24 protein-coding genes are annotated in these 21,774 nt (G+C 65.1%); 16 read left to right on the plus strand and 8 right to left on the minus strand.

The genetic code is table 11. The features are described 5' to 3' along the window. Positions 1-90 precede the first annotated feature (90 nt). From GRZ55_RS09255 to GRZ55_RS09290, 8 genes are all read left to right on the plus strand, one after another. Entirely contained in the window at positions 91-564 is a 474-nt protein-coding gene (locus GRZ55_RS09255; protein WP_169286607.1) for a formate dehydrogenase subunit gamma, read from the plus strand. Beyond that, positions 561-2,117 carry an NADH-quinone oxidoreductase subunit NuoF gene (locus GRZ55_RS09260; RefSeq protein WP_169286608.1) on the plus strand — a complete coding sequence of 519 codons (1,557 nt, stop codon included), beginning with the start codon at positions 561-563 and terminating at the stop codon, positions 2,115-2,117. The genes GRZ55_RS09255 and GRZ55_RS09260 overlap by 4 nt, the downstream gene beginning before the upstream one ends. 10 nt (positions 2,118-2,127) lie before the next feature. Beyond that, positions 2,128-5,010 (plus strand): formate dehydrogenase subunit alpha, encoded by a 2,883-nt coding sequence (fdhF, locus tag GRZ55_RS09265; protein ID WP_169286609.1) that lies wholly within the window; start codon positions 2,128-2,130, stop codon positions 5,008-5,010. Positions 5,011-5,017: 7 nt separating this feature from the next. Then, entirely contained in the window at positions 5,018-5,842 is an 825-nt protein-coding gene (gene fdhD, locus GRZ55_RS09270; RefSeq protein WP_169286610.1) for a formate dehydrogenase accessory sulfurtransferase FdhD, read from the plus strand. After that, positions 5,832-6,098, plus strand: coding sequence for a formate dehydrogenase subunit delta (locus GRZ55_RS09275; protein ID WP_169286611.1), 267 nt, complete (start codon positions 5,832-5,834; stop codon positions 6,096-6,098). Before fdhD ends, GRZ55_RS09275 begins: the two co-directional genes overlap by 11 nt. A 75-nt stretch (positions 6,099-6,173) precedes the next feature. Beyond that, entirely contained in the window at positions 6,174-8,015 is a 1,842-nt protein-coding gene (locus GRZ55_RS09280) for a DEAD/DEAH box helicase (RefSeq protein ID WP_169286612.1), read from the plus strand. Positions 8,016-8,122: 107 nt separating this feature from the next. Next, the gene (rpe, locus tag GRZ55_RS09285; RefSeq protein ID WP_169286613.1) at positions 8,123-8,809 is read left to right on the plus strand and encodes a ribulose-phosphate 3-epimerase; all 687 of its coding nucleotides are present in this window, start codon (positions 8,123-8,125) and stop codon (positions 8,807-8,809) included. A 29-nt stretch (positions 8,810-8,838) separates the two neighbouring features. Further along, the gene (locus tag GRZ55_RS09290; RefSeq protein WP_169286614.1) at positions 8,839-9,399 is read left to right on the plus strand and encodes a thioredoxin family protein; all 561 of its coding nucleotides are present in this window, start codon (positions 8,839-8,841) and stop codon (positions 9,397-9,399) included. 6 nt (positions 9,400-9,405) lie between these two features. Here the strand turns inward: GRZ55_RS09290 and lptB are convergent, their stop codons facing one another. From lptB to lptC, 3 genes are read right to left on the minus strand one after another with little or no spacing between them, the layout of a single operon-like run. After that, positions 9,406-10,197 (minus strand): LPS export ABC transporter ATP-binding protein, encoded by a 792-nt coding sequence (lptB, locus tag GRZ55_RS09295; RefSeq protein ID WP_246734622.1) that lies wholly within the window; start codon positions 10,195-10,197, stop codon positions 9,406-9,408. Positions 10,198-10,217: 20 nt separating this feature from the next. Further along, entirely contained in the window at positions 10,218-10,772 is a 555-nt protein-coding gene (locus GRZ55_RS09300) for an LptA/OstA family protein (protein ID WP_169286616.1), read from the minus strand. Further along, on the minus strand, positions 10,762-11,484 hold the full coding sequence (gene lptC, locus GRZ55_RS09305) for an LPS export ABC transporter periplasmic protein LptC (protein ID WP_169286617.1): 723 nt from the start codon (positions 11,482-11,484) through the stop codon (positions 10,762-10,764). Before lptC ends, GRZ55_RS09300 begins: the two co-directional genes overlap by 11 nt. A gap of 271 nt (positions 11,485-11,755) precedes the next feature. On the opposite strand from lptC, the gene sppA reads away from it, so the two are divergent. From sppA to GRZ55_RS09325, 4 genes are all read left to right on the plus strand, one after another. Further along, positions 11,756-12,724: a signal peptide peptidase SppA gene (sppA, locus tag GRZ55_RS09310; protein ID WP_169286618.1), complete on the plus strand. Its 969-nt coding sequence runs from the start codon at positions 11,756-11,758 to the stop codon at positions 12,722-12,724. 62 nt (positions 12,725-12,786) lie between these two features. After that, positions 12,787-13,080: an integration host factor subunit beta gene (locus tag GRZ55_RS09315; protein ID WP_169286619.1), complete on the plus strand. Its 294-nt coding sequence runs from the start codon at positions 12,787-12,789 to the stop codon at positions 13,078-13,080. Between the two features lie 19 nt (positions 13,081-13,099). Continuing rightward, a complete protein-coding gene (locus GRZ55_RS09320; protein ID WP_169286620.1) occupies positions 13,100-13,405 on the plus strand; it encodes a lipopolysaccharide assembly protein LapA domain-containing protein in 306 nt (101 codons plus the stop codon). A 58-nt stretch (positions 13,406-13,463) separates the two neighbouring features. Then, complete coding sequence (locus GRZ55_RS09325; protein ID WP_169286621.1) at positions 13,464-14,429, plus strand: ornithine cyclodeaminase family protein; 966 nt, start codon at positions 13,464-13,466, stop codon at positions 14,427-14,429. A 9-nt stretch (positions 14,430-14,438) separates the two neighbouring features. Here GRZ55_RS09325 and GRZ55_RS09330 read toward each other — a convergent pair whose 3' ends face one another. Next, positions 14,439-15,080, minus strand: coding sequence for a bifunctional 2-polyprenyl-6-hydroxyphenol methylase/3-demethylubiquinol 3-O-methyltransferase UbiG (locus tag GRZ55_RS09330; RefSeq protein WP_210257284.1), 642 nt, complete (start codon positions 15,078-15,080; stop codon positions 14,439-14,441). A gap of 83 nt (positions 15,081-15,163) precedes the next feature. On the opposite strand from GRZ55_RS09330, the gene GRZ55_RS09335 reads away from it, so the two are divergent. The 4 genes from GRZ55_RS09335 (at position 15,164) to lspA (ending at position 18,518) form a co-directional block, all read left to right on the plus strand. Beyond that, on the plus strand, positions 15,164-16,042 hold the full coding sequence (locus tag GRZ55_RS09335) for a LysR family transcriptional regulator (protein WP_169286622.1): 879 nt from the start codon (positions 15,164-15,166) through the stop codon (positions 16,040-16,042). A 75-nt stretch (positions 16,043-16,117) separates the two neighbouring features. Next, positions 16,118-17,179, plus strand: coding sequence for a class I SAM-dependent methyltransferase (locus GRZ55_RS09340; protein WP_169286623.1), 1,062 nt, complete (start codon positions 16,118-16,120; stop codon positions 17,177-17,179). After that, positions 17,176-18,039, plus strand: a complete 864-nt coding sequence (locus tag GRZ55_RS09345) for an RNA methyltransferase (RefSeq protein ID WP_169286624.1) — start codon at positions 17,176-17,178, stop codon at positions 18,037-18,039. Before GRZ55_RS09340 ends, GRZ55_RS09345 begins: the two co-directional genes overlap by 4 nt. Further along, positions 18,036-18,518, plus strand: a complete 483-nt coding sequence (lspA, locus tag GRZ55_RS09350; protein WP_169286625.1) for a signal peptidase II — start codon at positions 18,036-18,038, stop codon at positions 18,516-18,518. Before GRZ55_RS09345 ends, lspA begins: the two co-directional genes overlap by 4 nt. A 2-nt stretch (positions 18,519-18,520) precedes the next feature. On the opposite strand, the gene GRZ55_RS09355 is transcribed toward lspA, so the two are convergent. Genes GRZ55_RS09355 through GRZ55_RS09370 form a run of 4 tightly spaced genes read right to left on the minus strand, consistent with a single transcriptional unit; the run spans position 18,521 to position 21,771 of the window. Continuing rightward, positions 18,521-19,039: a DUF934 domain-containing protein gene (locus tag GRZ55_RS09355; protein ID WP_169286626.1), complete on the minus strand. Its 519-nt coding sequence runs from the start codon at positions 19,037-19,039 to the stop codon at positions 18,521-18,523. 7 nt (positions 19,040-19,046) lie between these two features. Continuing rightward, positions 19,047-19,793, minus strand: a complete 747-nt coding sequence (locus tag GRZ55_RS09360) for a phosphoadenylyl-sulfate reductase (RefSeq protein WP_169286627.1) — start codon at positions 19,791-19,793, stop codon at positions 19,047-19,049. Beyond that, positions 19,768-21,438, minus strand: coding sequence for a nitrite/sulfite reductase (locus GRZ55_RS09365; RefSeq protein ID WP_169286628.1), 1,671 nt, complete (start codon positions 21,436-21,438; stop codon positions 19,768-19,770). The genes GRZ55_RS09360 and GRZ55_RS09365 overlap by 26 nt, the downstream gene beginning before the upstream one ends. 24 nt (positions 21,439-21,462) lie before the next feature. Then, entirely contained in the window at positions 21,463-21,771 is a 309-nt protein-coding gene (locus GRZ55_RS09370; protein ID WP_169286629.1) for a DUF2849 domain-containing protein, read from the minus strand. Between the last annotated feature and the right edge of the window lie 3 nt (positions 21,772-21,774).

The following is a 21,774-nucleotide window of genomic DNA, read 5'->3' on the forward strand; positions in this document are numbered from 1 at the left end:
TGACGAATTTGCTTTATTGATTTTTTCACAGTTTCGCCGCACTCATGCCCCCTGTCGACAGGTTCATGTATACAGGGAGGGCGCTGCATCATGCAGGCGCAAGGTACCCAGATCGAGGCGCGCGCCAAAGCCGTGATCGCCGAGCACATCGAGCGCGAAGGCCCGCTACTTCCCATTCTCCATGGCATGCAGGACGAGTTCGGCTGCGTCCCCCAGGAGACCCTGCCGGTGATCGCCGAAGCGCTGAACCTGTCGCGCGCCGAAGTGTACGGCGTCATGACCTTCTATCACGACTTTCGGGAACAGCCGGCCGGACGCCACGTCATCAAGCTGTGCCGTGCCGAGGCGTGCCAATCGGTAGGTGGCGACCAGATCGCTGCGAAGCTTCAGCGTTTGCTGGGCATCTCGTTCAATGAAACCACTGCCGATGGCTCCGTGACGCTGGACCCGATCTATTGCATCGGCCTGTGTGCCTGCGCCCCGGCGGCCCTCGTCGATGGCGTGCCTGTCGGGCGGCTTGACGACGAAGCCCTCGACGAGATCGTCGCAGAGGTGCGAGCATGACCCCCGTCATCTACATTCCAGGCGACTCCGGCGCCCTGGCGCTGGGCGCCGAAAAGGTTGCCACGGCCATGAAGGCCGAGCTTGCTGCCCGCGGCATCGAGGCCAGGATCGTGCGCAACGGTTCGCGCGGGCTCTACTGGCTGGAGCCGATGGTGGAGGTGGCGACCGAACGGGGGCGCGTTGCCTATGGTCCGGTGCGAACCAAGGACGTCGCTTCCCTCTTCGAGAGCGATTTCCTTTCGGGCGGCACGCATGCCCTGTCGCTTGGAGATCCCGAACAGCTACCGTTCCTGGCGAAACAGACCCGTCTCACCTTTGCGCGCTGCGGCGTCACCGACCCGCTGTCGCTCGACGATTACCGCGCCCATGGCGGCCTGAAAGGCCTCGAGAAGGCCGTCGTCATGCCGCCGCTCGACATCGTCAAGCAGGTCACCGAGTCCGGGCTGCGCGGCCGGGGCGGCGCGGGCTTCCCGACCGGCATCAAGTGGCAGACGGTGCACGACGCGCCGGCGAGCCACAAATACATTGTCTGCAACGCCGACGAAGGCGACAGCGGCACCTTCGCCGACCGCATGATTATGGAAGGCGATCCCTTCGTCCTGATCGAAGGCATGGCAATCGCCGGCATCGCGGTGGGCGCGACCAAGGGTTATGTCTATCTGCGCTCCGAATATCCGCACGCCATCCGCGTCATGAACGCGGCCATCGAGATTGCCCGCAAGGAAGGCGTGCTCGGGTGGAACGTTCTGGGCTCGCAGCACCTCTTCGACATGGAAGTGCGCGTCGGCGCGGGCGCCTATGTCTGCGGCGAGGAGACGTCGCTGCTCAACTCGCTCGAGGGCAAGCGCGGCGTTGTGCGCGCCAAGCCGCCGCTTCCGGCGATCCAGGGTCTGTTCGGCAAGCCAACCGTGGTCAACAACGTCATATCGCTCGCCTCCGTGCCGGTCATCATGGACAAGGGCGCCGCGTTCTACCGCGATTTCGGCATGGGCCGCTCGCGCGGCACGATCCCCATCCAGATCGCCGGCAACGTCAAGCATGGCGGCCTGTTCGAGGCAGCCTTCGGCCTGACCCTGGGCGAGATCGTCAACGAAATCGGCGGCGGTACGGCCTCCGGTCGGCCGGTCAAGGCGGTCCAGATCGGCGGACCACTCGGCGCCTTTTTCCCGCCCTCCTATTTCGACATCCCCTTCGACTACGAGGCCTATAGCGCCAAGGAAGGGCTCATCGGCCATGCGGGGCTGGTCGTGTTCGACGACACCGCCGACATGCTCAAGCAGGCGCGCTTTGCCATGGAGTTCTGCGCCATCGAGAGCTGCGGCAAGTGCACGCCCTGCCGCATCGGTTCGGTGCGCGGGACCGAGACGCTCGACAAGCTGGCCGCCGGCATCGAGCCCGACAGGCAGATCGAGGTCATCACCGACCTGTGCAACACGATGAAGTTCGGATCCCTTTGCGCTCTGGGCGGGTTTACCCCCTATCCGGTGATGAGCGCGCTCACCCACTTCCCCGACGATTTCAAGCCGCGCCTCGTCGCGGAAGCAGCGGAATAGGAGAACCACCATGGGTCTCATTCAGGAAATCGACTTTGGCACCCCCGCCTCGAAAGCCGAGAAGCAGATCACGCTGACGGTCGATGGCCACACCATCTCCGTTCCCGAGGGCACGTCGGTCATGCGCGCCTCGGTGGAGGCCGGCATCGCGATCCCGAAGCTCTGCGCAACCGACATGGTGGACGCCTTCGGCTCATGCCGGCTCTGCTTGGTCGAGATCGAGGGCCGCAACGGCACGCCTGCCTCCTGCACCACGCCGGTCTCCGACGGCATGGTCGTGCACACCCAGACCGGCCGGCTGAAGGACATCCGTCGCGGCGTGATGGAGCTCTACATCTCCGATCACCCGCTGGACTGCCTCACCTGCTCCGCCAATGGCGACTGCGAGCTGCAGGATATGGCCGGCGTCGTCGGCCTGCGTGACGTGCGCTACGGCAATGACGGCGAGAACCATGTCTTCGCCAGGGACCGTCAGGACGGCTCAGCGAATTTCCACTGGATGCCGAAGGACGAGTCGAACCCGTATTTCACCTACGATCCGTCGAAATGCATCGTGTGCTCGCGCTGCGTTCGCGCCTGCGAGGAGGTGCAGGGCACCTTCGCGCTGACCATTGAGGGCCGTGGCTTCGAAAGCCGGGTTTCGGCCGGCATGCATGAGGCGTTCCTGGAATCCGAGTGCGTGTCCTGCGGCGCCTGCGTGCAGGCCTGCCCGACAGCCACGTTGCGGGAGAAGTCCGTCATCGAAATCGGCCAGCCCGATCGCTCGGTCGTCACCACCTGCGCCTATTGCGGCGTCGGCTGCTCCTTCAAGGCGGAGATGCGTGGCGACGAGCTGGTACGCATGGTGCCGTACAAGGACGGCAAGGCCAATCGCGGCCATTCCTGCGTCAAGGGCCGCTTCGCCTATGGCTATGCTTCGCACACCGACCGCATCCTCAACCCTATGATCCGCGAGAAGATCACCGATCCCTGGCGCGAGGTCACCTGGGAGGAGGCATTCGCCCATGTGGCATCGGAGTTCCGGCGCATCCAGTACCAGTACGGCAAGGGCGCCATCGGCGGCATCACCTCCTCGCGCTGCACCAACGAGGAGACCTATCTCGTCCAGAAGCTGATCCGCCAGGGCTTCGGCAACAACAATGTCGACACCTGCGCGCGCGTCTGCCACTCACCGACCGGCTACGGCCTGAAGCAGACCTTCGGCACCTCGGCCGGCACGCAGGATTTCGATTCCGTTGAGCAGACCGACGTCGTCATGGTCATCGGCGCCAACCCGACCGATGGTCACCCGGTCTTTGCCTCCAGGCTGAAGAAGCGGTTGCGCCAGGGTGCCGAGCTGATCGTCGTAGATCCGCGCCGCATCGACCTCGTGCGCCAGCCGCATATCGAGGCTGCACACCATCTGCCGCTGCGGCCCGGCACCAATGTCGCGCTGCTGACGTCGCTTGCCCATGTGATCGTCACCGAGGGCCTGTTCGACGAGGCGTTCGTGCGCGAGCGCTGCGACTGGTCGGAATTCGAGGACTACGCCGCCTTCGTTTCGGAAGAGACCCGCAGCCCCGAAGCCATGGAAGCCACGACCGGCGTGCCCGCTGAGAGCGTGCGTGAGGCGGCGCGGCTGTTTGCGACCGGGGGCAATGGTGCGATCTATTATGGCCTTGGCGTCACCGAGCACAGCCAGGGCTCGACCACGGTGATGGCGATCGCCAATCTGGCCATGCTGACCGGCAATATCGGCCGGCCGGGCGTCGGCGTGAACCCGCTCAGAGGCCAGAACAACGTCCAGGGCGCCTGTGACATGGGTTCCTTCCCGCACGAGCTGCCGGGCTACCGCCACATGTCGGAGGACGCCGCCCGCGAGATCTACCAGGCCTTGTGGGACGTCGAACTCAGCCCCGAACCCGGCCTGCGCATTCCCAACATGCTGGACGCCGCCGTCGAGGGCACCTTCAAGGGCATCTATGTGCAGGGCGAGGACATCCTCCAGTCCGATCCCAACACGCGCCACGTGGCGGAAGGCCTGGCGGCGATGGAATGCGTGGTCGTCCACGACCTCTTCCTCAACGAGACCGCCAACTACGCCCATGTCTTCCTGCCGGGCTCGACCTTCCTGGAAAAGGACGGCACCTTCACCAATGCGGAGCGCCGCATCAACCGCGTGCGCAAGGTGATGGCGCCCAAGAACGGTCTTGCCGACTGGGAGGTGACCCAGGAGCTCGCCCGCGCACTCGGCCGGGACTGGAACTACCAGCATCCCTCCGAGATCATGGCCGAGATCGCGGCGACCACGCCCTCCTTCGCCGGCGTCAATTACGAGCTTCTGGAGCGGGAGGGCTCCGTCCAGTGGCCGTGCAACGAGAAGGCGCCGTTGGGCACTCCGGTCATGCATATCGATGGCTTCGTGCGCGGCAAGGGCAAGTTCATCCGCACCGAATATGTCGCGACCGACGAGAAGACGGGACCGCGTTTTCCGCTGCTGCTCACGACCGGTCGTATCCTGTCGCAGTACAATGTCGGCGCGCAGACGCGGCGCACCGAAAATGTCGCCTGGCATCACGAGGATCGGCTCGAGATCCATCCCCACGATGCCGAGCAGCGCGGCGTGCGCGAAGGCGACTGGGTGAAGATCCAGAGCCGGGCCGGCGAGACGACCCTGCGCGCGCTTATCACCGAACGCGTGGCGCCGGGCGTGGTCTATACGACCTTCCACCACCCCAACACGCAGGCCAATGTGGTCACGACCGAGTTTTCGGACTGGGCCACCAATTGTCCCGAATACAAGGTGACGGCGGTCCAGATAGCGCCCTCCAACGGACCATCGGACTGGCAGGAGGAATATTCGGAACAGGCCCGCCAGAGTCGGCGCATCGCCCCGCTGGAGGCGGCGGAGTAGGTTCGCCATGACCCGACCTCCCCTCGCCTCCACCCCGCGCATCGCGCGCCGCGCGGCCGGCACGAGCGCGTCGGCGCGCATGGTGCCGGAGGAGACCCCGGTGGCGCTTTCCTACGCGGGGACCACCCACGCGGTGATGATGGCGTCGCCTGCCGATCTCGAGGATTTCGCGATCGGGTTCTCGATAACCGAAGGCATTATCGCCTCGCCCGAGGAGATCGACACGCTTGAGGTCGAGGAGATGGGACCCGGCATCGACATCCGCATCCACCTGAAGGATGTCGCCAACCGACGCTTCGAGGCCAGGCGCAGACGTCTTGCAGGTCCTGTCGGCTGCGGGCTGTGCGGCATCGAGTCGATCGAAGAGGCGATGCGCGAGGCCAGCAAGGTCGGCGGGAACCATCCCCCGCTGGAACCAGCCGCCATTTCGGATGCTGTGCGTCTTCTCTCCAGGAACCAGCCCTTCCACGCCGAGACCGGAGCCGTCCATGCGGCTGGCTTCTACGTCCCCGGCAGGGGCATCGTGGCTGCCCGCGAGGATGTCGGCCGTCACAACGCGCTCGACAAGCTGGCCGGCGCACTGGTTCGTGCCGGTATCGATGGCGCCACGGGTGCCGTGGTCGTCACCTCCCGCGTATCAGTGGAGATGGTGCAGAAGACGGCCGCCATCGGCTCGCCCTTCATATTCGCCGTTTCCGCCCCGACGGCGCTCGCCATCCGCACTGCCGAAGCGGCCGGCATGACGCTGGTCGCACTCGTGCGCGGCGATGAATACGACATCTTCACCCACCCCGACCGCATCTCATCCGGAGCCGCACAGCATGTCGCATGACCCCAGTATCCGCGCCGGCAGGGACAAGCTCATCTACATGGCCAACCAGATCGCAACCTTCTTCGAGGCCCAGCCAGGGGATGCCGCTTCAGAAGGGATTGCCAAGCACATCAACGAATTCTGGGAGCCACGCATGCGGCGCCAATTCTTCGACATCGTCGATGCGGGCGGCGAAGGACTGAAGCCCCAGGTGGTCGAGGCAGCCAAGACCATCCGCCGCCCTGCCCCCGAACCCGCACCCGCCGGCCAGGCCTGATTTCCGTTTCCGGCAGGAAAGACTGGCCCAACCGCCCATTAAGCTGATATGCGGCGGGCAAACGAGGCCCTTTCGATGACAGAACAAACATCCGATACGCCTGCGGCCCTGCCGGCCGCGGTGCATCCCGCATTGGCAACCGCGCTCGGCGCGCATGGCTATACCCAGCTCACACCCGTTCAGACGGCGATGCTGGATGACGCCCATGACGGCGCCGACCTCCTGGTTTCGGCCCAGACGGGGTCCGGGAAGACGGTCGCATTCGGCATTGCCGTGGCACCGACACTTCTCGGCGATGCGCAGCGTTTCGACGCGCCGAAGACACCGCTCGGCCTCGTTATCGCCCCGACACGCGAGCTGGCCATGCAGGTCCAGCGTGAACTTGACTGGCTTTACGCGGATGCCGGCATCCGCATCGCCACCTGCGTCGGCGGCATGGACATGCGCAACGAGCGGCGCGCGCTCGACCGCGGAGCGCATCTGGTCGTCGGCACGCCCGGCCGTTTGCGCGACCACATCACGAAGGGCTCGCTGGACACCGGCGCACTGCGTGCGGTGGTGCTGGACGAGGCGGACGAGATGCTCGATCTCGGTTTTCGCGAGGATCTGGAGTTCATCCTGGCCTCCGTGCCCGACGAGCGCCGTATCCTCATGTTCTCGGCAACGGTGCCGCGTGCCATCGCCGAACTGGCGAAGACCTACCAGCGCGACGCCATCAGGGTCGCAGCCGGTGCCGCCAGCCAGCAGCATTCGGACATCGAATATCAGTTGATGCTGGTGCGCCGCGACGAGCGCGAACACGCCATCATCAACACCCTGTTGCATGCCGACAGCACCAGCGCACTTGTCTTCTGTCACACACGCGAGGCCGTCCGGCACCTGACGGCACGGCTCGCCAACAGGGGCTTCTCGGTCGTCGCCTTGTCGGGCGAACTCGCCCAGTCGGAACGCTCGAGCGCGCTCCAGGCAATGCGTGATGGGCGGGCACGCGTCTGCGTGGCAACCGACGTGGCAGCGCGCGGCATCGACCTACCCAATCTCGACCTGGTGATCCACGCCGACATTCCCAGTAACCCGGCGACGCTCCTCCACCGCTCCGGGCGCACGGGGCGGGCCGGGCGCAAGGGTATCTGCGTGCTCATCGTGCCCGAGCACAGGCGCGGGGCGGCCACCAGGGTCCTTTCCAATGCCAATCTGACGGCCACGATACGCAGCGCGCCCGACATTGCCGAGATCGAGGCCCATTATCGGCGCCAGATCATGGAGACAGCACTTGAAGCTGCCGAGCCCGACGAAGCCGAGGCCGGCTTCGTGGCCGAGCTCCTGGAGCGTGTCTCGCCGGAACGCCTGGCTGCTGCCTTCTTCCGCCAGCAGATAAGCCAGCGACCCGTTCCAGAAGACATTGCAGCCCTTCCCCTGTCGAGGGATGGACGGACCACCATCCGCCGAGACAACCGCTTCGATGCCGGCGGAACCGAGGGCGGCGGCCGCCCTCCGCGCGCTCCCGACATGACGGACGGTGTCTGGTTCACGCTTTCAGTCGGTCGCAAGCAGCGCGCCGATCCCAAATGGCTGCTGCCGATGATCTGCAAGGCAGGTGGCGTCACCAAACGCGACGTGGGTTCGATCAAGATCGACGACACCGAAACCCGTTTCGAGATTTCCTCCGACAAGGCAGACGCCTTTGCCGCACAGTTGAACCAGGGCAAGCTGGAACGCGGCATCACCATCACCCGCGGTGGCAGTGGCGGTGGCAAGCCAAGCTCGGCCCCCAAGGGCAGCGCGAGAGACGGGGACAAGCCCAAGCCGAAAGGCAAAGGCAAGGTCAAGCCCAGATGGTCTGCCGCCGAGAAGGAAGCGCGCGGCGGCAAGCCGCCCCGCAAGCCCAAGAAGGACGCAGGCAAGCGCCCTTCGTAGGGCCTATCCCCGTTCGTTGCCCGGCTTCGGTCCCGATTCCGCTCGACTCCTCGACGGCACCGGGCTAGGCGGGGCGCAGACGCCGCCGACCATCCGGAATGCCGATCATGAACAGACCCACCCTCATCGCTCCTTCGATTCTGTCCTCCGACTTCTCCCGATTGGGCGACGAAGTGGAAGCCATCGTCGCCGCCGGGGCGGACTGGGTTCATCTCGACGTGATGGACGGCCATTTCGTGCCTAACATCACCTTCGGCCCTCCCGTCATCAAGGCGATCCGCGACCGCACCGACAAGGTGTTCGACTGCCACCTGATGATCGCGCCGGCCGATCCCTATCTGGCCGCCTTCGCCGAGGCCGGCGCCGACATCATCACGGTACATGCCGAAGCCGGGCCGCATCTCGATCGTTCGCTGCAGACCATCCGGGCGCTGGGCAAGAAGGCAGGCGTCTCGCTCAACCCGTCCACGCACGAGAGCGCCATCGAACATGTGCTCGACCGGCTCGACCTGATCCTGGTCATGACGGTCAATCCGGGCTTCGGCGGCCAGGCCTTCATTCCGGCGATGGTCGACAAGATCCGGCGCATCAAGGCGATGATAGGCGAGCGCCCCATCCACATTCAGGTCGATGGCGGCGTGACGGTCGAGACCGCGCCGCTGGTTGCGAAGGCGGGCGCCGACGTGCTCGTTGCCGGTTCAGCCGTCTTCAAGGGTGGCCAGGCGGACGCCTATCGTGCCAACATCGGCGCGATCAGGCAGGCGGCCGATCTTGCAGTCGGGAACGCCGCCTGAACGACGAGGTTCATTCGGGAGCGAACGACATGGCGGAAACGGCACCCCTCTGCAATTTCGGCTGGCCGGCCATCGACGCTCACCTGCCCGGCACCGACGGACGGCGCCATCAGCTCTACGAGCAGGCCGGCCCGGGCGGGCTGGTGATTGCCTTCATCTGCAACCATTGCCCCTATGTGAAGTCCTCGATCGGACGCATCGTCCGCGATGCGCGCGATCTGCGACCGATGGGGATCGGCTTCGTGGCGATAAACTCCAACGACGCCGTCTCGCATCCTGAGGACTCTTTCGAGAAGATGCAGGTCTTCGCGCGCGAGCATGGCATCGATTTCCCTTATCTCCATGACGAAGAGCAGAACGTCGCGCGGGCCTACGGTGCGGTCTGCACGCCGGACTATTTCGGGTTCAACGCGGACCTGAAGCTGCAATATCGCGGTCGGCTGGACGCTGCGCGCACCGGCCCGGCGCCCGACGACATGAAGCGCGATCTCTATGATGCAATGGTCAAGGTCGCCCGCTCCGGGGAAGGTCCCCGCGAGCAGCAGCCCTCGATGGGCTGCTCGATCAAATGGAAAAACGACTCCTGGTAGAAGCCTTTAGAGCGAGAAGCTCTCTCCCAGATAGAGCCGCCGCACATCGGGATTCTCGACGATCTGCGAGGGAAGCCCGTGGGTCAGCACCTGCCCGGCATGGATGATGTAGGCGCGCTCCACCAATCCAAGCGTTTCGCGCACATTGTGGTCGGTGATCAACACGCCGATGCCGCGTCCCGTCAGATGCCTGACGAGCTGCTGGATGTCCGACACCGCGATGGGGTCGACGCCCGCGAATGGTTCGTCGAGCAGCATGAATTGCGGGTCGCTGGCCAGGGCACGAGAAATCTCAAGCCTGCGCCTTTCGCCGCCGGACAGCGAAATGGAGGGTGCCTTGCGCAGATGCGCGATGTTGAATTCTTCCAGCAGCTCGTCGAGCCGCCGCTTCCGGCGGCTGCGGTCGCGCTCCGTGACTTCGAGAATTGCGAGGATGTTCTCCTCCACCGAAAGACCCCGGAAGATCGAGGCTTCCTGCGGCAAATATCCGACCCCGAGCCGCGCCCGCCGGTACATGGGCAGCGCGGTGACGTCGTGGCCGTCCAGTTCGATGGTGCCCTGGTCCACCGGCACCAGGCCGGTGACCATGTAGAAGCAGGTCGTCTTGCCGGCGCCGTTCGGCCCCAGGAGGCCAACGGCTTCGCCCGCGCGAATGCCGAAGGAAACACCGCTGACGACCTGGCGTCCCTTGTAGCTCTTGCTCAGGCCGCGGGCGATCAGCGTGCCCTTGGATCGCGACGGGTCGCCAGATTCGGTTGCAGGTACAGGCTTTTGCCCGTCCCTCCTGAATCTGGACATGAGGCCGGAAAAGACCGGCATCAGCGGTCCTGCGAACCCGGCTGAAGCAGCATCCTGACGCGACTGCTCCCGGACCCGTCGGTGCAGCCATCGAGCTGGGCGAGGCCAGACTGCATCTGGACCGTCAGTTTGCAGCCCATGATGACATTGTCGCCTTCGCTCAGCACGACCTCCTGCCCCCTGAGAACCAGAACCTCGGTCAGCATGTTGAAGTCGCCGGTGTCGCCGGTCGCGATCTGATCGCCCGAGCGCATGTGGACGCCCCCCTCGACTTCCAGGCGCTCGATGTCGCCCGCACCGGCACCGCCGGCACCGCCTTCTCCAGAATAGAAGACCCGCATGGTACCAGCCCGCATGACAGTGTCACCCTGGGTGACGGTCACATTGCCGGTGAATATGGCCAGGCTTTCGGCGTCGCGCACCTCGAGCCGGTCGCTCTCGATCTGGATCGGCTCGTCGCCGGACAGCTGCATGCCGGTCATGCGTGTCTGTTGCGCCTCGGCGGGCAGAACCATGCCGGCGGTCGCAAAGGCCGCCAGAAGCCCCAATACCGGCGCGACAAATCTATTGGGCATTCGACGCTTCCTCGTTCGCTTGTGCTCTGTCCAGCCGCTGCAGGTCGACCTGCATGCGGACGCGATTCTCGAATATCATTACACCACCGCGTTCCGTCACCCGCATGGAATCCGCGGAAAGCGTAGAGCCTTCCATGTTTATCTCAACCGGTTCGGTGCTGGACATGACGCCGAGGCCGATGTCGACCATTGCCGAACGCAGATTGGCCGTCATGCCGGTATCCATGGTGAAGACCACGCCGTCGGAGAGCTCGAGCGTATTGGCCTCGCGATCGAAGACGCCGCGTTCGGCATCCACGTCCGCCCAGTTCTCGGCATTGATCGGCAGACGGGCGCCGATCTTCTCCAACTGGATCACGCTGGTGTTGCCGACATCCTGGATCGCGCGCTCGGCGTGCATCGAATAGGGGCGGTCATCGGGCGTGTGGCCATCCAGCTCCGGATTGGCCATGACGAGGCGACCGCCTTCCAGCGTGGTGCCGCTGAGACTGACGGAGACCCCCGAGGGAAGCCCGACGAGGGAATACAGCCCCACCCCGACGACCAGCAGAAGGGCCAGGGCGGGCAGCGCGACCTTCAGGATCCGCACCCGGCGCGAATGACGCTGCGCCCGACGATAGGCGTGTTCGAAGGCCGCACCCGCCTCCGGCGTGCCGGAGACGGGGCTGGAAGCCGCCGGGTCTGGTAACTGGTCGCTGCGGGATCTGCTCATGCTGGCAAGGTCAACCTGGCTGGGTGCGGGGGGCCTGACGGCGCGATGCGGGCGGACGCGAACCCCAAATGCCCGCCGCGCAATCCCGACTGAAAGGGTGTATCGGAAGGAATATGGGCTTTTTTGGGTTGTATTTCCACCACCACGGAGCCGCCATCACAAATGGTCGCGCTGCGGATCGGGCCATTTCCCATTGGGCCGGCATGATCTAAAAGGCAGCCATGAGGCGGCGACGGGCGCGAACCCGCGCACAAACGATCGGGAGTCACACATGGCAAGCAAGGCCGACGACATGATCGACCGCAGGCGGCTGCGGCGCAAGCTGACCTTCTGGCGCGGCGCCGCGGTCCTCGTTGCCGCAGCCGCGGTGCTCGCTGCCGCAACCTGGATGTTCCAGGATACCTCCACCGCGGGCAGCCATATCGCCAAGATCCGCATCGAAGGCACGATCACCGACAACCGCGAACTGCAGCGGCGTATCCAGCGTATCGGCGAGTCGAGCGCGGTCCAGGGCGTGATCGTGGCGATCAGCTCGCCCGGCGGGACCACCACCGGCGGCGAAGCCATTTTCGAGGCCTTGCGCAAGCTCTCGGAGCAGAAGCCCATGGTCGCCGAGGTGGGAACGCTGGCGGCCTCCGCCGGCTACATGATCGCCACCGCCAGCGACCACATCGTCGCGCGCCAGTCCTCGATCGTCGGCTCGATCGGCGTGCTGGTCCAATTTCCCGACGTCACCGGCCTGATGGAGAATATCGGCGTGCGCTACGAGGCCGTCAAATCCTCGCCGCTCAAGGCCGAGCCCTCCCCCTTCACGCCGACCACGGATGAGGAACGCGAGATGTTGCGCGCGCTCGTCATGGACAGCTACGACTGGTTCGTCGACCTGGTGACCGACCGGCGCGCCCTCACGCGCCAGCAGGTGCTCCAGCTGGCCGACGGCTCCATCTTCACCGGACGCCAGGCGCTCGAGCGCGGCCTGATCGACGCGCTGGGCGGCGAGGACGTGGCCAAGGCATGGCTGGTCGAACAGGGGCTGAGTGCCGATCTCGACGTGGTGGAATGGCGCGAACGCTCGTCCGGCGACGGATTTTTCCGCATCCCCGGCATTGGCACCCTGGCCGCATGGATAATGGGCTTCGACGGCATCGATCACATGCTGGCACGCGTGGGCGCCGACCGCATCTTCCTTGACGGGCTGGTGTCGGTCTGGCAACCTGATCTCGGCCGCTTGTCCGAATAGCCGAAAAATCAATAAAAACATTGTACTAAGTAAGTATCCACAGGGATGCCGGGAACGTCGATATGATCAAGTCCGAACTTGTCCAAACCATCGCCAATCGCAATCCTCACCTGTACCTGCGCGACGTCGAGAACATCGTCAACGCGATACTGGACGAGATCAGCGAGGCGCTGGCGACGGGCAATCGGGTAGAGCTCAGAGGGTTCGGCGCTTTCTCGGTGAAGAACCGCCCGGCCCGCGTCGGCCGCAACCCGCGCACCGGCGAGTCGGTTGAAGTCGACGAAAAATGGGTCCCTACCTTCAAGACCGGCAAGGAACTGCGCGACCGGCTCAATCCCGGCGGCTCGGACATCTGAGGCGGGAAGGAACCAGACCATGATGCACCGCATCTTCACCGTCCTCGTTGTCGTTCCCATTGCCATCGCATTGATCGCCGTGTCGGTCGCGAACCGCGCGCCCACAATCTTCACCCTCGATCCGTTCAATCCCGGCAATCCGGCCTTGAGCGTGCAGATGCCGCTCTTCGTGCTTCTCCTTCTGACGCTTGCCCTCGGCCTGATCGCCGGCAGCATGGTGACCTGGTTCAAGCAGCACAAATACCGCAAGGTGGCGCGCGAACACGAGGTCAAGGAGGAGCGCGAGCATCGCGCGAACGCCGTGCTTCCCGCCCGCACCGTCTGATCATTTTCCGCCCCGTTACCCCAAAACCAGAACAATCCGCAGCGTAGGGAGGGCAAGCATGCGTTTCGTTTCGGCCGAGGAAGTGGACGGAGTGCTGACCCATGGCGGTCTGGTGGAAACGCTGCGAGAGGCTTTTCGCAAAGGCGCGGTCCAGCCGCTGCGGCATCATCACACCGTCGAACGGCCAGCCGGCACGGCATCTACACTGCTTCTGATGCCGGCCTGGAGCGATTTTTCCGCGCCTGCCTTCGAGGGTGATGGGTATGTCGGCGTGAAGATCGTCACCGTCTCGCCCGACAACAACGCCAAGGGTTTGCCCGCCATCATGGGCATCTATCTGTTGCTGGACGGCCAGACGGGCGAGCCGCGTGCGCTCATCGACGGCCAGCGCATCACGCTGTGGCGCACCGCCTGCGCCTCGGCGCTGGCGGCCGACTATCTGGCCCGCAAGGACGCATCCAGCATGCTGATGGTCGGAGCCGGCGCACTGGCCCCCTTCCTGGTGCGCGCCCATGCGGCCGTGCGACCCGTCAAGCGCGTGGCGGTCTGGAACCGGACGCCCGCCAATGCCGAAAGACTGGTCGAAACCCTTCAGGCCGATGGCTTCGAGGCGCGGCTGGCGGAGACGATCGACGACGAACTGGGTGAAGCCGATATCGTCTCCTGCGCGACGATCTCGTCCGTCCCGCTGATCCACGGGGCGAAGCTGCAACCCGGTACCCATGTCGATCTGGTCGGTGCCTTCGCCCCCACCATGCGCGAAAGCGACGACGAGGCGATCCGCCGCGCGCGCGTCTTTGTCGACACCATTGGCGGCGCGACCAAGGAAGCGGGCGACATCGTCCAGGCACTGGAAAGCGGCGCCTTGTCCCGAGACGATATCCAGGCCGATCTCTACGACCTCTGCCGCGGCCAGAAGAAGGGCCGCGAGAGCGACGACGAGATCACGCTCTTCAAGTCCGTGGGGGCGGCAATCGAGGATCTCGCGGCCGGCATTGCCGTTTGGGAAAAGCTCGGCGGCTAGCCACCCTGTTCATTTCCTGCGCGCCACGATGAAGGGACGCGTGTCCTTGCCTTTCGAGGCATGGCTTTCACGCAAGACGATCTCGAACCCCGCCGCGCGGATTTCGCGCTCCAGACCGGCCGCGTCGAAAACGACGACGGTTGGTGCCAGCCCCGCCACGCGCATGACAGGCAACAACAGCAGCCGGATCAACGGGTTCATGTCGCCGAGGCAGGCGGTCTTCGAGATGAAGAGGCCGCCAGGCGCCAGCAAACCATGAACCGCGCGCAACGTGGCCGGCAGGTCGTGCACCAGATGGAGATAGTTGAAGCCCAGAACAGCATCGAAGACCTCTGCCTCGTCCGCCAGCGTCTCGGCGGTCGCAACCTGGAATGCCAGCGAGGGAAGCGGGTTGGCCTCGTGTTTCTGTTGGGCAATGGCGATCATCGCCGGCGCGATGTCGGTGGCCAGATAGCGTTGCACGCTTTCTGCAAGCCGGAGCGCCGTCGTCCCCGTGCCGCAGCCCAGTTCCAACACGCTCGCATGGGCCGGCAGGAGTTCCCGCGTGCGCTCCAGCGTGCGCTCGTACCCGGCCTGGTCCTTGATCGTGGATCTGGCGTATTTTTCGGATGCCCGGTCCCAAAAGCGGGCGTCGCGTGCGGTGCTGATCATGGGGATCTCCTTCGGGGAGCGATCTAGCATATGCACTGAAGAAGAAAATTGCCGAAATTCGCAAGAATGATATACGCGGATACATGAAGACGCTGGACTGGAACCACATAAGGGCCTTTTATGCCACGGCCTCCGCTGGCTCTCTCTCGGCCGCAGCCAGACAGCTCGGTCTCACGCAACCCACGCTGTCCCGCCAAGTGGTTGCCCTGGAAGCCGAACTCGGCGTTTCCCTCTTTGACAGGGTCGGCCGCAAGCTTGTCCTGACCGCTACGGGATCCGATCTCCTGGCCCACATACGGATGATGGGCGAGGCAGCGGAGACCGTTGCACTTGCCGCCAGCGGCCGCGGCAACGAGATCAGCGGGCGCGTCAGTATTTCCGCCACCGACACCTATGCCGCCTACATCCTGCCCGAGATCATCCAGCGCATCCGCTCGGAAGCGCCGCAACTGACGATCGCCCTTCTCGCCTCCAACGATCTGAGCAACCTTCACCGGCGCGAGGCCGACATAGCCATCCGCCACGTCGCACCCGACCGCCTCGGCCTTGTCGGCCAGCATCTGCGCGACGCGCAGGCCGACTTCTACGCTTCGCAGGAATGGGTAGCCCGGAACGGGCAGCCCGAGGCGCTGGCCGATCTGGCCGGGCTCGAACTGATCGGGTTCGAAGACGCCGGCCGCTACGCCGGCTACCTGCGCGAAATGGGCGTGCCGGCCGGTGAGGCCGACTTCCGGCTTCTTTCCAGTTCCTCCGTCGCGATCTGGGAAATGGTTCGGCGTGGCATGGGTGTGGCGCCCATGCTGCGCGAGATCGCCAACCGGACACCGGGCGTGGTGAGACTGCTGCCGGACACGAAGCCGATCGAGGTGCCGCTCTGGCTTGTTACCCACCAGGAATTGCAGGCTGCCCCGCGAATCCGGCTGGTGCATGGCATATTGGCGGAGGAACTGTTGCAGCTCTAGCGCCCGCGGCTTCTGTTGCGAGCGCAATCGCGCTGTGGCAGAAGCGCGGTCGATTGCCACCCGGAGACCCCCTGCTTGAACGCCTCCCGCAAACCGCGTCACAAGGACCGCCCGCCCCGCAAGACCGGGAAGCCGGAGGCGCGCGGGCGCGATCCGCAGGCGGCGACCGTGGTGGGCGGTGAGAAACCGGCGAATGAGGCTCCCGGTCCGCGGGTATTGCCGCCGCGCCGTGACGGCAAGCTCCCGGCCGAACGCCTGCCGGTGATCCTGGAGGTCGAGCCCAACGAGGACTATGCGCTGCTCGATTCCGGCGACGGGCAGAAGCTCGAGCGCTACGGCGACTACCGGATCGTGCGCCCCGAAGGACAGGCCATATGGCGCCCCGCCCTGCCCGACCACGAATGGCACAACGCGGACGCCATCTTCACCGGCGATACGGACGAGGAGGGCATGGGCCGCTGGCGCTTCCCGAAGGCGCCGTTGGGCGAGACCTGGCCGATGAAGCATGACGGGATAGATTATCTCGGCCGCTTTACCTCGTTCCGGCATGTCGGCGTCTTCCCTGAACAGGCCTCCCACTGGCGCCACATGGAAGACCTCATCAAGGGCGCCAATCGGCCCGTGCGCGTGCTGAATCTGTTCGGCTATACCGGCGTCGCCTCGCTGGCGGCCGCCCGTGCGGGCGCGGAGGTGACACATATCGACGCCTCCAAGAAAGCGGTCGGCTGGGCTCGGGAGAACCAGGACATGGCACGGCTCTCGGACAAGCCGATCCGTTGGATCGTGGAGGACGCCGTCAAGTTCGCCGAACGCGAGGTGAGGCGCGGCAATGGCTACGAGATCGTCCTGCTCGACCCGCCCGCCTTCGGGCGCGGGCCGAAGGGCGAGGTCTGGCAATTGTTCGAGGATCTGCCCTTCCTCGTGGAGACCTGCCGGGCGATCCTGTCGGACCGCCCGCTGGCGATGGTGCTGACCGCCTATTCGATCCGCGCATCGTTCTTCTCGATCCACGGGCTTGTGCGCGACACCTTTGCCGGCATGGGCGGCCGGGTGGAGTCGGGCGAACTGATCATTCGCGAGGCATCCGCCGGGCGGGCGCTTTCGACTTCGCTCTTTTCCAGATGGGTGGCCAAATGAGCGAGGAGCGCAGCGCCAGGGCGCCCGGGCAGGTCAAGGAGGTCACCAGCCTCGCCAATCCCATCATCAAGGACATCCGCGCGCTGGCGCTCAAGAAGTTCCGCGACAGGGAGAAGGTGTTTCTGGCGGAAGGCCTGAAACTGGTGCTCGACGCGCTCGATGCCGGCTGGAAGATCCGCACCCTCATCTATGCCAAGGCAGGGCGGGGCAATGCCCTCGTCGAAAAGGCCGCGGCCCGCACCGTGGCGGCCGGCGCGCTGGTCCTGGAAGTGCCGGAAAAGGTGCTCGGTGCCATCACGCGTCGCGACAATCCCCAAATGGTGGCGGCCGTCTTCGAGCAGCGTCTGTCGCAGCTGCCCGAGATCAAGCCGCAGGATGGCGATGTCTGGGTGGCGCTCGATCGGGTGCGTGATCCCGGCAATCTGGGCACCATCATTCGCACCGTGGATGCCGTGGGCGCCAAGGGCGTGATCCTCGTCGGCGACACGACCGATCCGTTCTCCCTGGAAACCGTGCGCGCCACGATGGGCTCGCTGTTCTCGGTGCCGCTGGCAAGAGCCAGGGAAGACGAGTTTCTCGCCTGGAGCAAGGCCAGCCGCGCGCGCCTGGTGGGCACGCATCTGGAAGGCGCGGTCGACTATCGCACCGTTGATTACGCCGACGGCCCGGTCGTGCTCGTCATGGGCAACGAGCAGCAGGGCCTGCCGCCTTCGCTTGCCGAGGCGTGCGACGTGCTGGTGCGCATCCCGCAGGCCGGAAGGGCGGATTCGCTCAACCTGTCGATCGCCACGGGCGTGATGCTTTACGAAATCCGCCGCAAGGCTTTGCCGATGGTCGGCGAAACGCAGGGACCGGGATGAGAATAATAGGGCTATACGGATTGCTGGCCGCCATCGGCGTGGCACTCGACCAGTGGATCAAGTGGCTGGTCGAGACACGCATGGACATGCATGTGGCGATCGACGTTCTGCCTTTCCTGGCGCTCTATCGCACCCATAACACCGGCATCGCCTTCTCCATGCTGGACTGGATGGCCGGCCCGTTCCTCATCCTCATCACCATCGTGGTGATCGCATTCGTCACCTGGCTGGCCCTGCGCACCGAACCCCATCAGACAATGGGCCGGATCGGCTTCGCGCTGGTGCTGTCGGGCGCCTTCGGCAACCTCATCGACAGGGTGTGGCTCGGCTATGTGGTGGACTATTTCCTGTTCCACCTGCCGGGCTGGTCCTTCGCGATCTTCAACCTCGCCGACGCATTCATCACGGTCGGTGCGATCCTGATCGTGCTGGAAGAGTTCATCGGCTGGCGGCGTGAAAAACGCCAGGAGAGCAAGTAGGCTCAGCCCGGAACGCGGCGCCAGGAATAGCGTTCGCCGGCGGCGCGCACAGATGTCGGTTGGTAGTGGACCGGAAGGCCGCCCACCCTCCCCTCTTCGAGGCGCCGAAGCGCGGTCTCGTTGACGATCTCGAAACTGTCGAAACCGGTGCGCAGCATATGCGGGATCTGGTCGATGAGAACGTCGCCGGAAGCGCGGATTTCCCCCTCATAGCCATGGCGCGAGCGCAGCAGTTCGGCCTTGGAGAAGCTGCGGCCGTCGCTGAAGGCGGGAAAGCCGAGCGATATCAGTGATATCTCGTCCAGATGATCGACCAGGGCATCCAGAGCCTCGCCCGGAGCGACATGTACGCCCATGCCAGCGCGTTCGTTCCCGCTGAGTGCAAGCCACACCTCCAGCGGCGCGATCTGCCTTTCCCCGGGCACGGCCTCATCCGGGCTGCCGATCCGCGTCCAGTCGTCTTCGCGAAATCCCTCGCGGGTCCACAGGCGCGGTTCCTTCTGATCGAGCTTTTCGGTCATGGCTTTCTCACGATAGCTTGGCCGGGGTCTCGCCCAGGGCGCCCGGCAGATGGATGCCGCATTCGGTCTTGGCCTGCCCGGCCCAGCGACCCGAGCGGGGATCGGAGCCGACTGCCACCGGCTGGGTGCAGGGAAAGCAGCCGATGGAGAGGTAGCCATAGGCGACCAGCGGATTCTGGCGCAGGCCGTGTTCGTCCATATAGGCGGCGATCTCGTCGGCACCCCAGGCGGCAAGCGGGTTGATCCGGATCCGCGGTCCCACCGCTTCGAAGACCGGCATCTTCTCCCGGGTCGAGGCCTGGAAGCGCTTGCGGCCGGTGAACCAGGCGCGGAAGGGCCGCACCGCCCGCTGCATGGGCTCGACCTTGCGGATGGCGCAGCATCCTTCGGCATCGCGCGTATGGAGCAGGCCCGCGGGATCGTCGCGGTCCAGACGCTCCGCCAGCGGGGCGATGATGCGCAGATCCCGCAGACCCAGATCATCCACCAGCGCATCGCGATAGTCGTGGGTTTCCTCGAAATGCTTGCCGGTATCCAGGAACAGCACGGGCAGGTCGCGGTCGAATTCCGCGATCATGTGAAGGAGCACGGCGGAATCCGCGCCGAAGGACGACACGACCGCGAGTTCGCCTGGCCGGAACCGGTTGGTCGCCAAGACGACGAGCTCACGCGGATCCAGAGTGCCGTAGGCAGCTTCCAGCGCCGCCGCCTCCGCGTGCGCCGAGGCTTCAGGCGGCAGTGGCGGACGAGCCATAAAGGGCCTCCTTGAAGGGCAGAGCCCCGACGCGCCGATAGGCGGAAAGGAACGTCTCGGCGCTGTCCTGGCGCAGGCCGAGATAGGTCTCGACCACGGTCTCGATGGCATCGGTGATCTCGTCAGGAGCAAAGCCGCGACCCACGATCTCGCCGATGGTCGTGTTCTCGTCGCCCGAACCGCCGAGCGTGATCTGGTAGAGTTCGGTGCCCTTCTTCTCGACGCCCAGAATGCCGATATGGCCGACATGGTGGTGGCCGCAGGCATTGATGCAGCCGGAGATCTTGATCTTGAGGTCGCCGATCTCCTCCTGACGCTGCTGGTCGCCGAGCCGGCGCGAGATTTCCTGCGCCACCGGGATCGAACGCGCATTGGCCAGCGCGCAGTAATCGAGCCCCGGGCAGGCGATGATATCGGTGACAAGCCCGGCATTGGCCGTGGCCAGGCCGATCTCGACGAGCCGCTCGAAGACAAGCCGGAGGTCCGCGCGTGCGACATGCGGCAGGATCAGGTTCTGCTCGTGGCTGACGCGGATTTCGTCGAAGGCGAGTTCCTGGGCGAGATCGGCGATGGCATCCATCTGCGCGTCGCTGGCATCGCCCGGTATCTCGCCGATCCCCTTGAGGGATATGGTGACGGAGGCGTAGTCGGGGTGCCAGTGGTCGTTGACGTTGCGGCGCAGCCAGGCGGCGAATGCCGCATCGTCCTTGCGGCTGGCGGCGAGTTCGGCCCAGCCTTCCGGCCGTTCGGGGAGATCGGGTGGCGCGAAATAGCGTTCAATGGCGCGGATGTCGGTCTCCGGCAGCTTGAGCTCGCCGTCCTTCAGCGCTTCGAATTCGGCTTCCACCTGGCGCGTCAGTTCCCCGACGCCGGTCTCGTGCACGAGTATCTTGATACGCGCCTTGTATTTGTTGTCGCGGCGGCCGTTGAGATTGTACACGCGCATGATCGCGGTCGTGTAGGACAGGAGATCCTCTTCGGGCAGGAAGTCCCTGATCTTCTTGGCAACCATAGGCGTGCGACCCTGACCGCCGCCGACATAGACGGCGAAGCCCAGTTCGCCCTTCCCGTTCTTCTTCAGATGCAGCCCGATGTCATGGACCTGGATGGCGGCGCGGTCGCGGTCGGCGCCGGTCACGGCGATCTTGAACTTGCGCGGCAGGAACGAGAATTCCGGATGCACCGACGACCACTGCCGCAGGATCTCTGCATAGGGCCGCGGATCGGCAACCTCGTCGGCGGCCGCACCGGCGAAATGGTCCGCGGTCACGTTGCGGATGCAATTGCCCGACGTCTGGATGGCGTGCATCTCGACGCTCGCCAGTTCGTCCAGGATCGCAGGAATGTCGGAGAGCGCGGGCCAATTGAACTGGATGTTCTGGCGCGTGGTGAAGTGGCCGTATCCCTTGTCGTATCTGCGCGCGATATGCGCCAGCATCCGCATCTGCCGCGACGACAGCGTGCCGTAGGGGATGGCGATGCGCAGCATATAGGCGTGGAGTTGAAGATAGACTCCGTTCATCAGCCGGAGCGGCTTGAACTGATCCTCGGTTATCTCGCCGGCCAGCCGTCGCTCGACCTGATCGGCCAGTTCCGCGACGCGGGCCTTGACGAAGGCATGGTCGAACTCGTCATAGCGATACATGGCGCTTTCCTTCAGGTGCTGTCTTCAGGCGGCAATCGAGATGCCGGGACGGGCCTGTTTGCCGAAAAGAGGGTGCGTGGTCGGGCCCGCGGCGCGGATGCGCTCGCGCAGGCGCAGCGGCCGGATCTCGCCATTGGCGATCTCGATGTCGATCAGGTTGACGTCGACCACCTCGTTCTTGCAGAGCGCGGCGCGGCCGGCACGCTCCAGTTTCTCGACGGTCGCGTCATCGCGGGCGATGTCGGCGGCGTGAATCGTCTCGGCCCAGCTGTGGTCGGCAGCAAGCCACACGGCTTCCCCATCGATCAGGCGGTTGGCGGTCAGTATCTTCATGGA

The organism is Chelativorans sp. ZYF759, from assembly GCF_012911015.1.
GTDB lineage: Bacteria > Pseudomonadota > Alphaproteobacteria > Rhizobiales > Rhizobiaceae > ZYF759.

Coding starts and splice junctions, on each gene's coding strand:
- GRZ55_RS09300 (WP_169286616.1), bottom strand. CDS start 10,772: ATGCCCAATAGATTTGTCGCGCCGGTATTGGGGCTTCTGGCGGCCTTT.
- GRZ55_RS09365 (WP_169286628.1), bottom strand. CDS start 21,438: ATGTATCGCTATGACGAGTTCGACCATGCCTTCGTCAAGGCCCGCGTC.
- GRZ55_RS09275 (WP_169286611.1), top strand. CDS start 5,832: ATGTCGCATGACCCCAGTATCCGCGCCGGCAGGGACAAGCTCATCTAC.
- GRZ55_RS09345 (WP_169286624.1), top strand. CDS start 17,176: ATGAGCGAGGAGCGCAGCGCCAGGGCGCCCGGGCAGGTCAAGGAGGTC.
- sppA (WP_169286618.1), top strand. CDS start 11,756: ATGGCAAGCAAGGCCGACGACATGATCGACCGCAGGCGGCTGCGGCGC.
- fdhF (WP_169286609.1), top strand. CDS start 2,128: ATGGGTCTCATTCAGGAAATCGACTTTGGCACCCCCGCCTCGAAAGCC.
- GRZ55_RS09260 (WP_169286608.1), top strand. CDS start 561: ATGACCCCCGTCATCTACATTCCAGGCGACTCCGGCGCCCTGGCGCTG.
- GRZ55_RS09315 (WP_169286619.1), top strand. CDS start 12,787: ATGATCAAGTCCGAACTTGTCCAAACCATCGCCAATCGCAATCCTCAC.
- fdhD (WP_169286610.1), top strand. CDS start 5,018: ATGACCCGACCTCCCCTCGCCTCCACCCCGCGCATCGCGCGCCGCGCG.
- GRZ55_RS09290 (WP_169286614.1), top strand. CDS start 8,839: ATGGCGGAAACGGCACCCCTCTGCAATTTCGGCTGGCCGGCCATCGAC.
- lptB (WP_246734622.1), bottom strand. CDS start 10,197: ATGTCCAGATTCAGGAGGGACGGGCAAAAGCCTGTACCTGCAACCGAA.
- GRZ55_RS09280 (WP_169286612.1), top strand. CDS start 6,174: ATGACAGAACAAACATCCGATACGCCTGCGGCCCTGCCGGCCGCGGTG.
- GRZ55_RS09360 (WP_169286627.1), bottom strand. CDS start 19,793: ATGGCTCGTCCGCCACTGCCGCCTGAAGCCTCGGCGCACGCGGAGGCG.
- GRZ55_RS09370 (WP_169286629.1), bottom strand. CDS start 21,771: ATGAAGATACTGACCGCCAACCGCCTGATCGATGGGGAAGCCGTGTGG.
- lptC (WP_169286617.1), bottom strand. CDS start 11,484: ATGAGCAGATCCCGCAGCGACCAGTTACCAGACCCGGCGGCTTCCAGC.
- GRZ55_RS09335 (WP_169286622.1), top strand. CDS start 15,164: ATGAAGACGCTGGACTGGAACCACATAAGGGCCTTTTATGCCACGGCC.
- GRZ55_RS09325 (WP_169286621.1), top strand. CDS start 13,464: ATGCGTTTCGTTTCGGCCGAGGAAGTGGACGGAGTGCTGACCCATGGC.
- GRZ55_RS09320 (WP_169286620.1), top strand. CDS start 13,100: ATGATGCACCGCATCTTCACCGTCCTCGTTGTCGTTCCCATTGCCATC.
- GRZ55_RS09330 (WP_210257284.1), bottom strand. CDS start 15,080: ATGATCAGCACCGCACGCGACGCCCGCTTTTGGGACCGGGCATCCGAA.
- lspA (WP_169286625.1), top strand. CDS start 18,036: ATGAGAATAATAGGGCTATACGGATTGCTGGCCGCCATCGGCGTGGCA.
- GRZ55_RS09355 (WP_169286626.1), bottom strand. CDS start 19,039: ATGACCGAAAAGCTCGATCAGAAGGAACCGCGCCTGTGGACCCGCGAG.
- GRZ55_RS09255 (WP_169286607.1), top strand. CDS start 91: ATGCAGGCGCAAGGTACCCAGATCGAGGCGCGCGCCAAAGCCGTGATC.
- rpe (WP_169286613.1), top strand. CDS start 8,123: ATGAACAGACCCACCCTCATCGCTCCTTCGATTCTGTCCTCCGACTTC.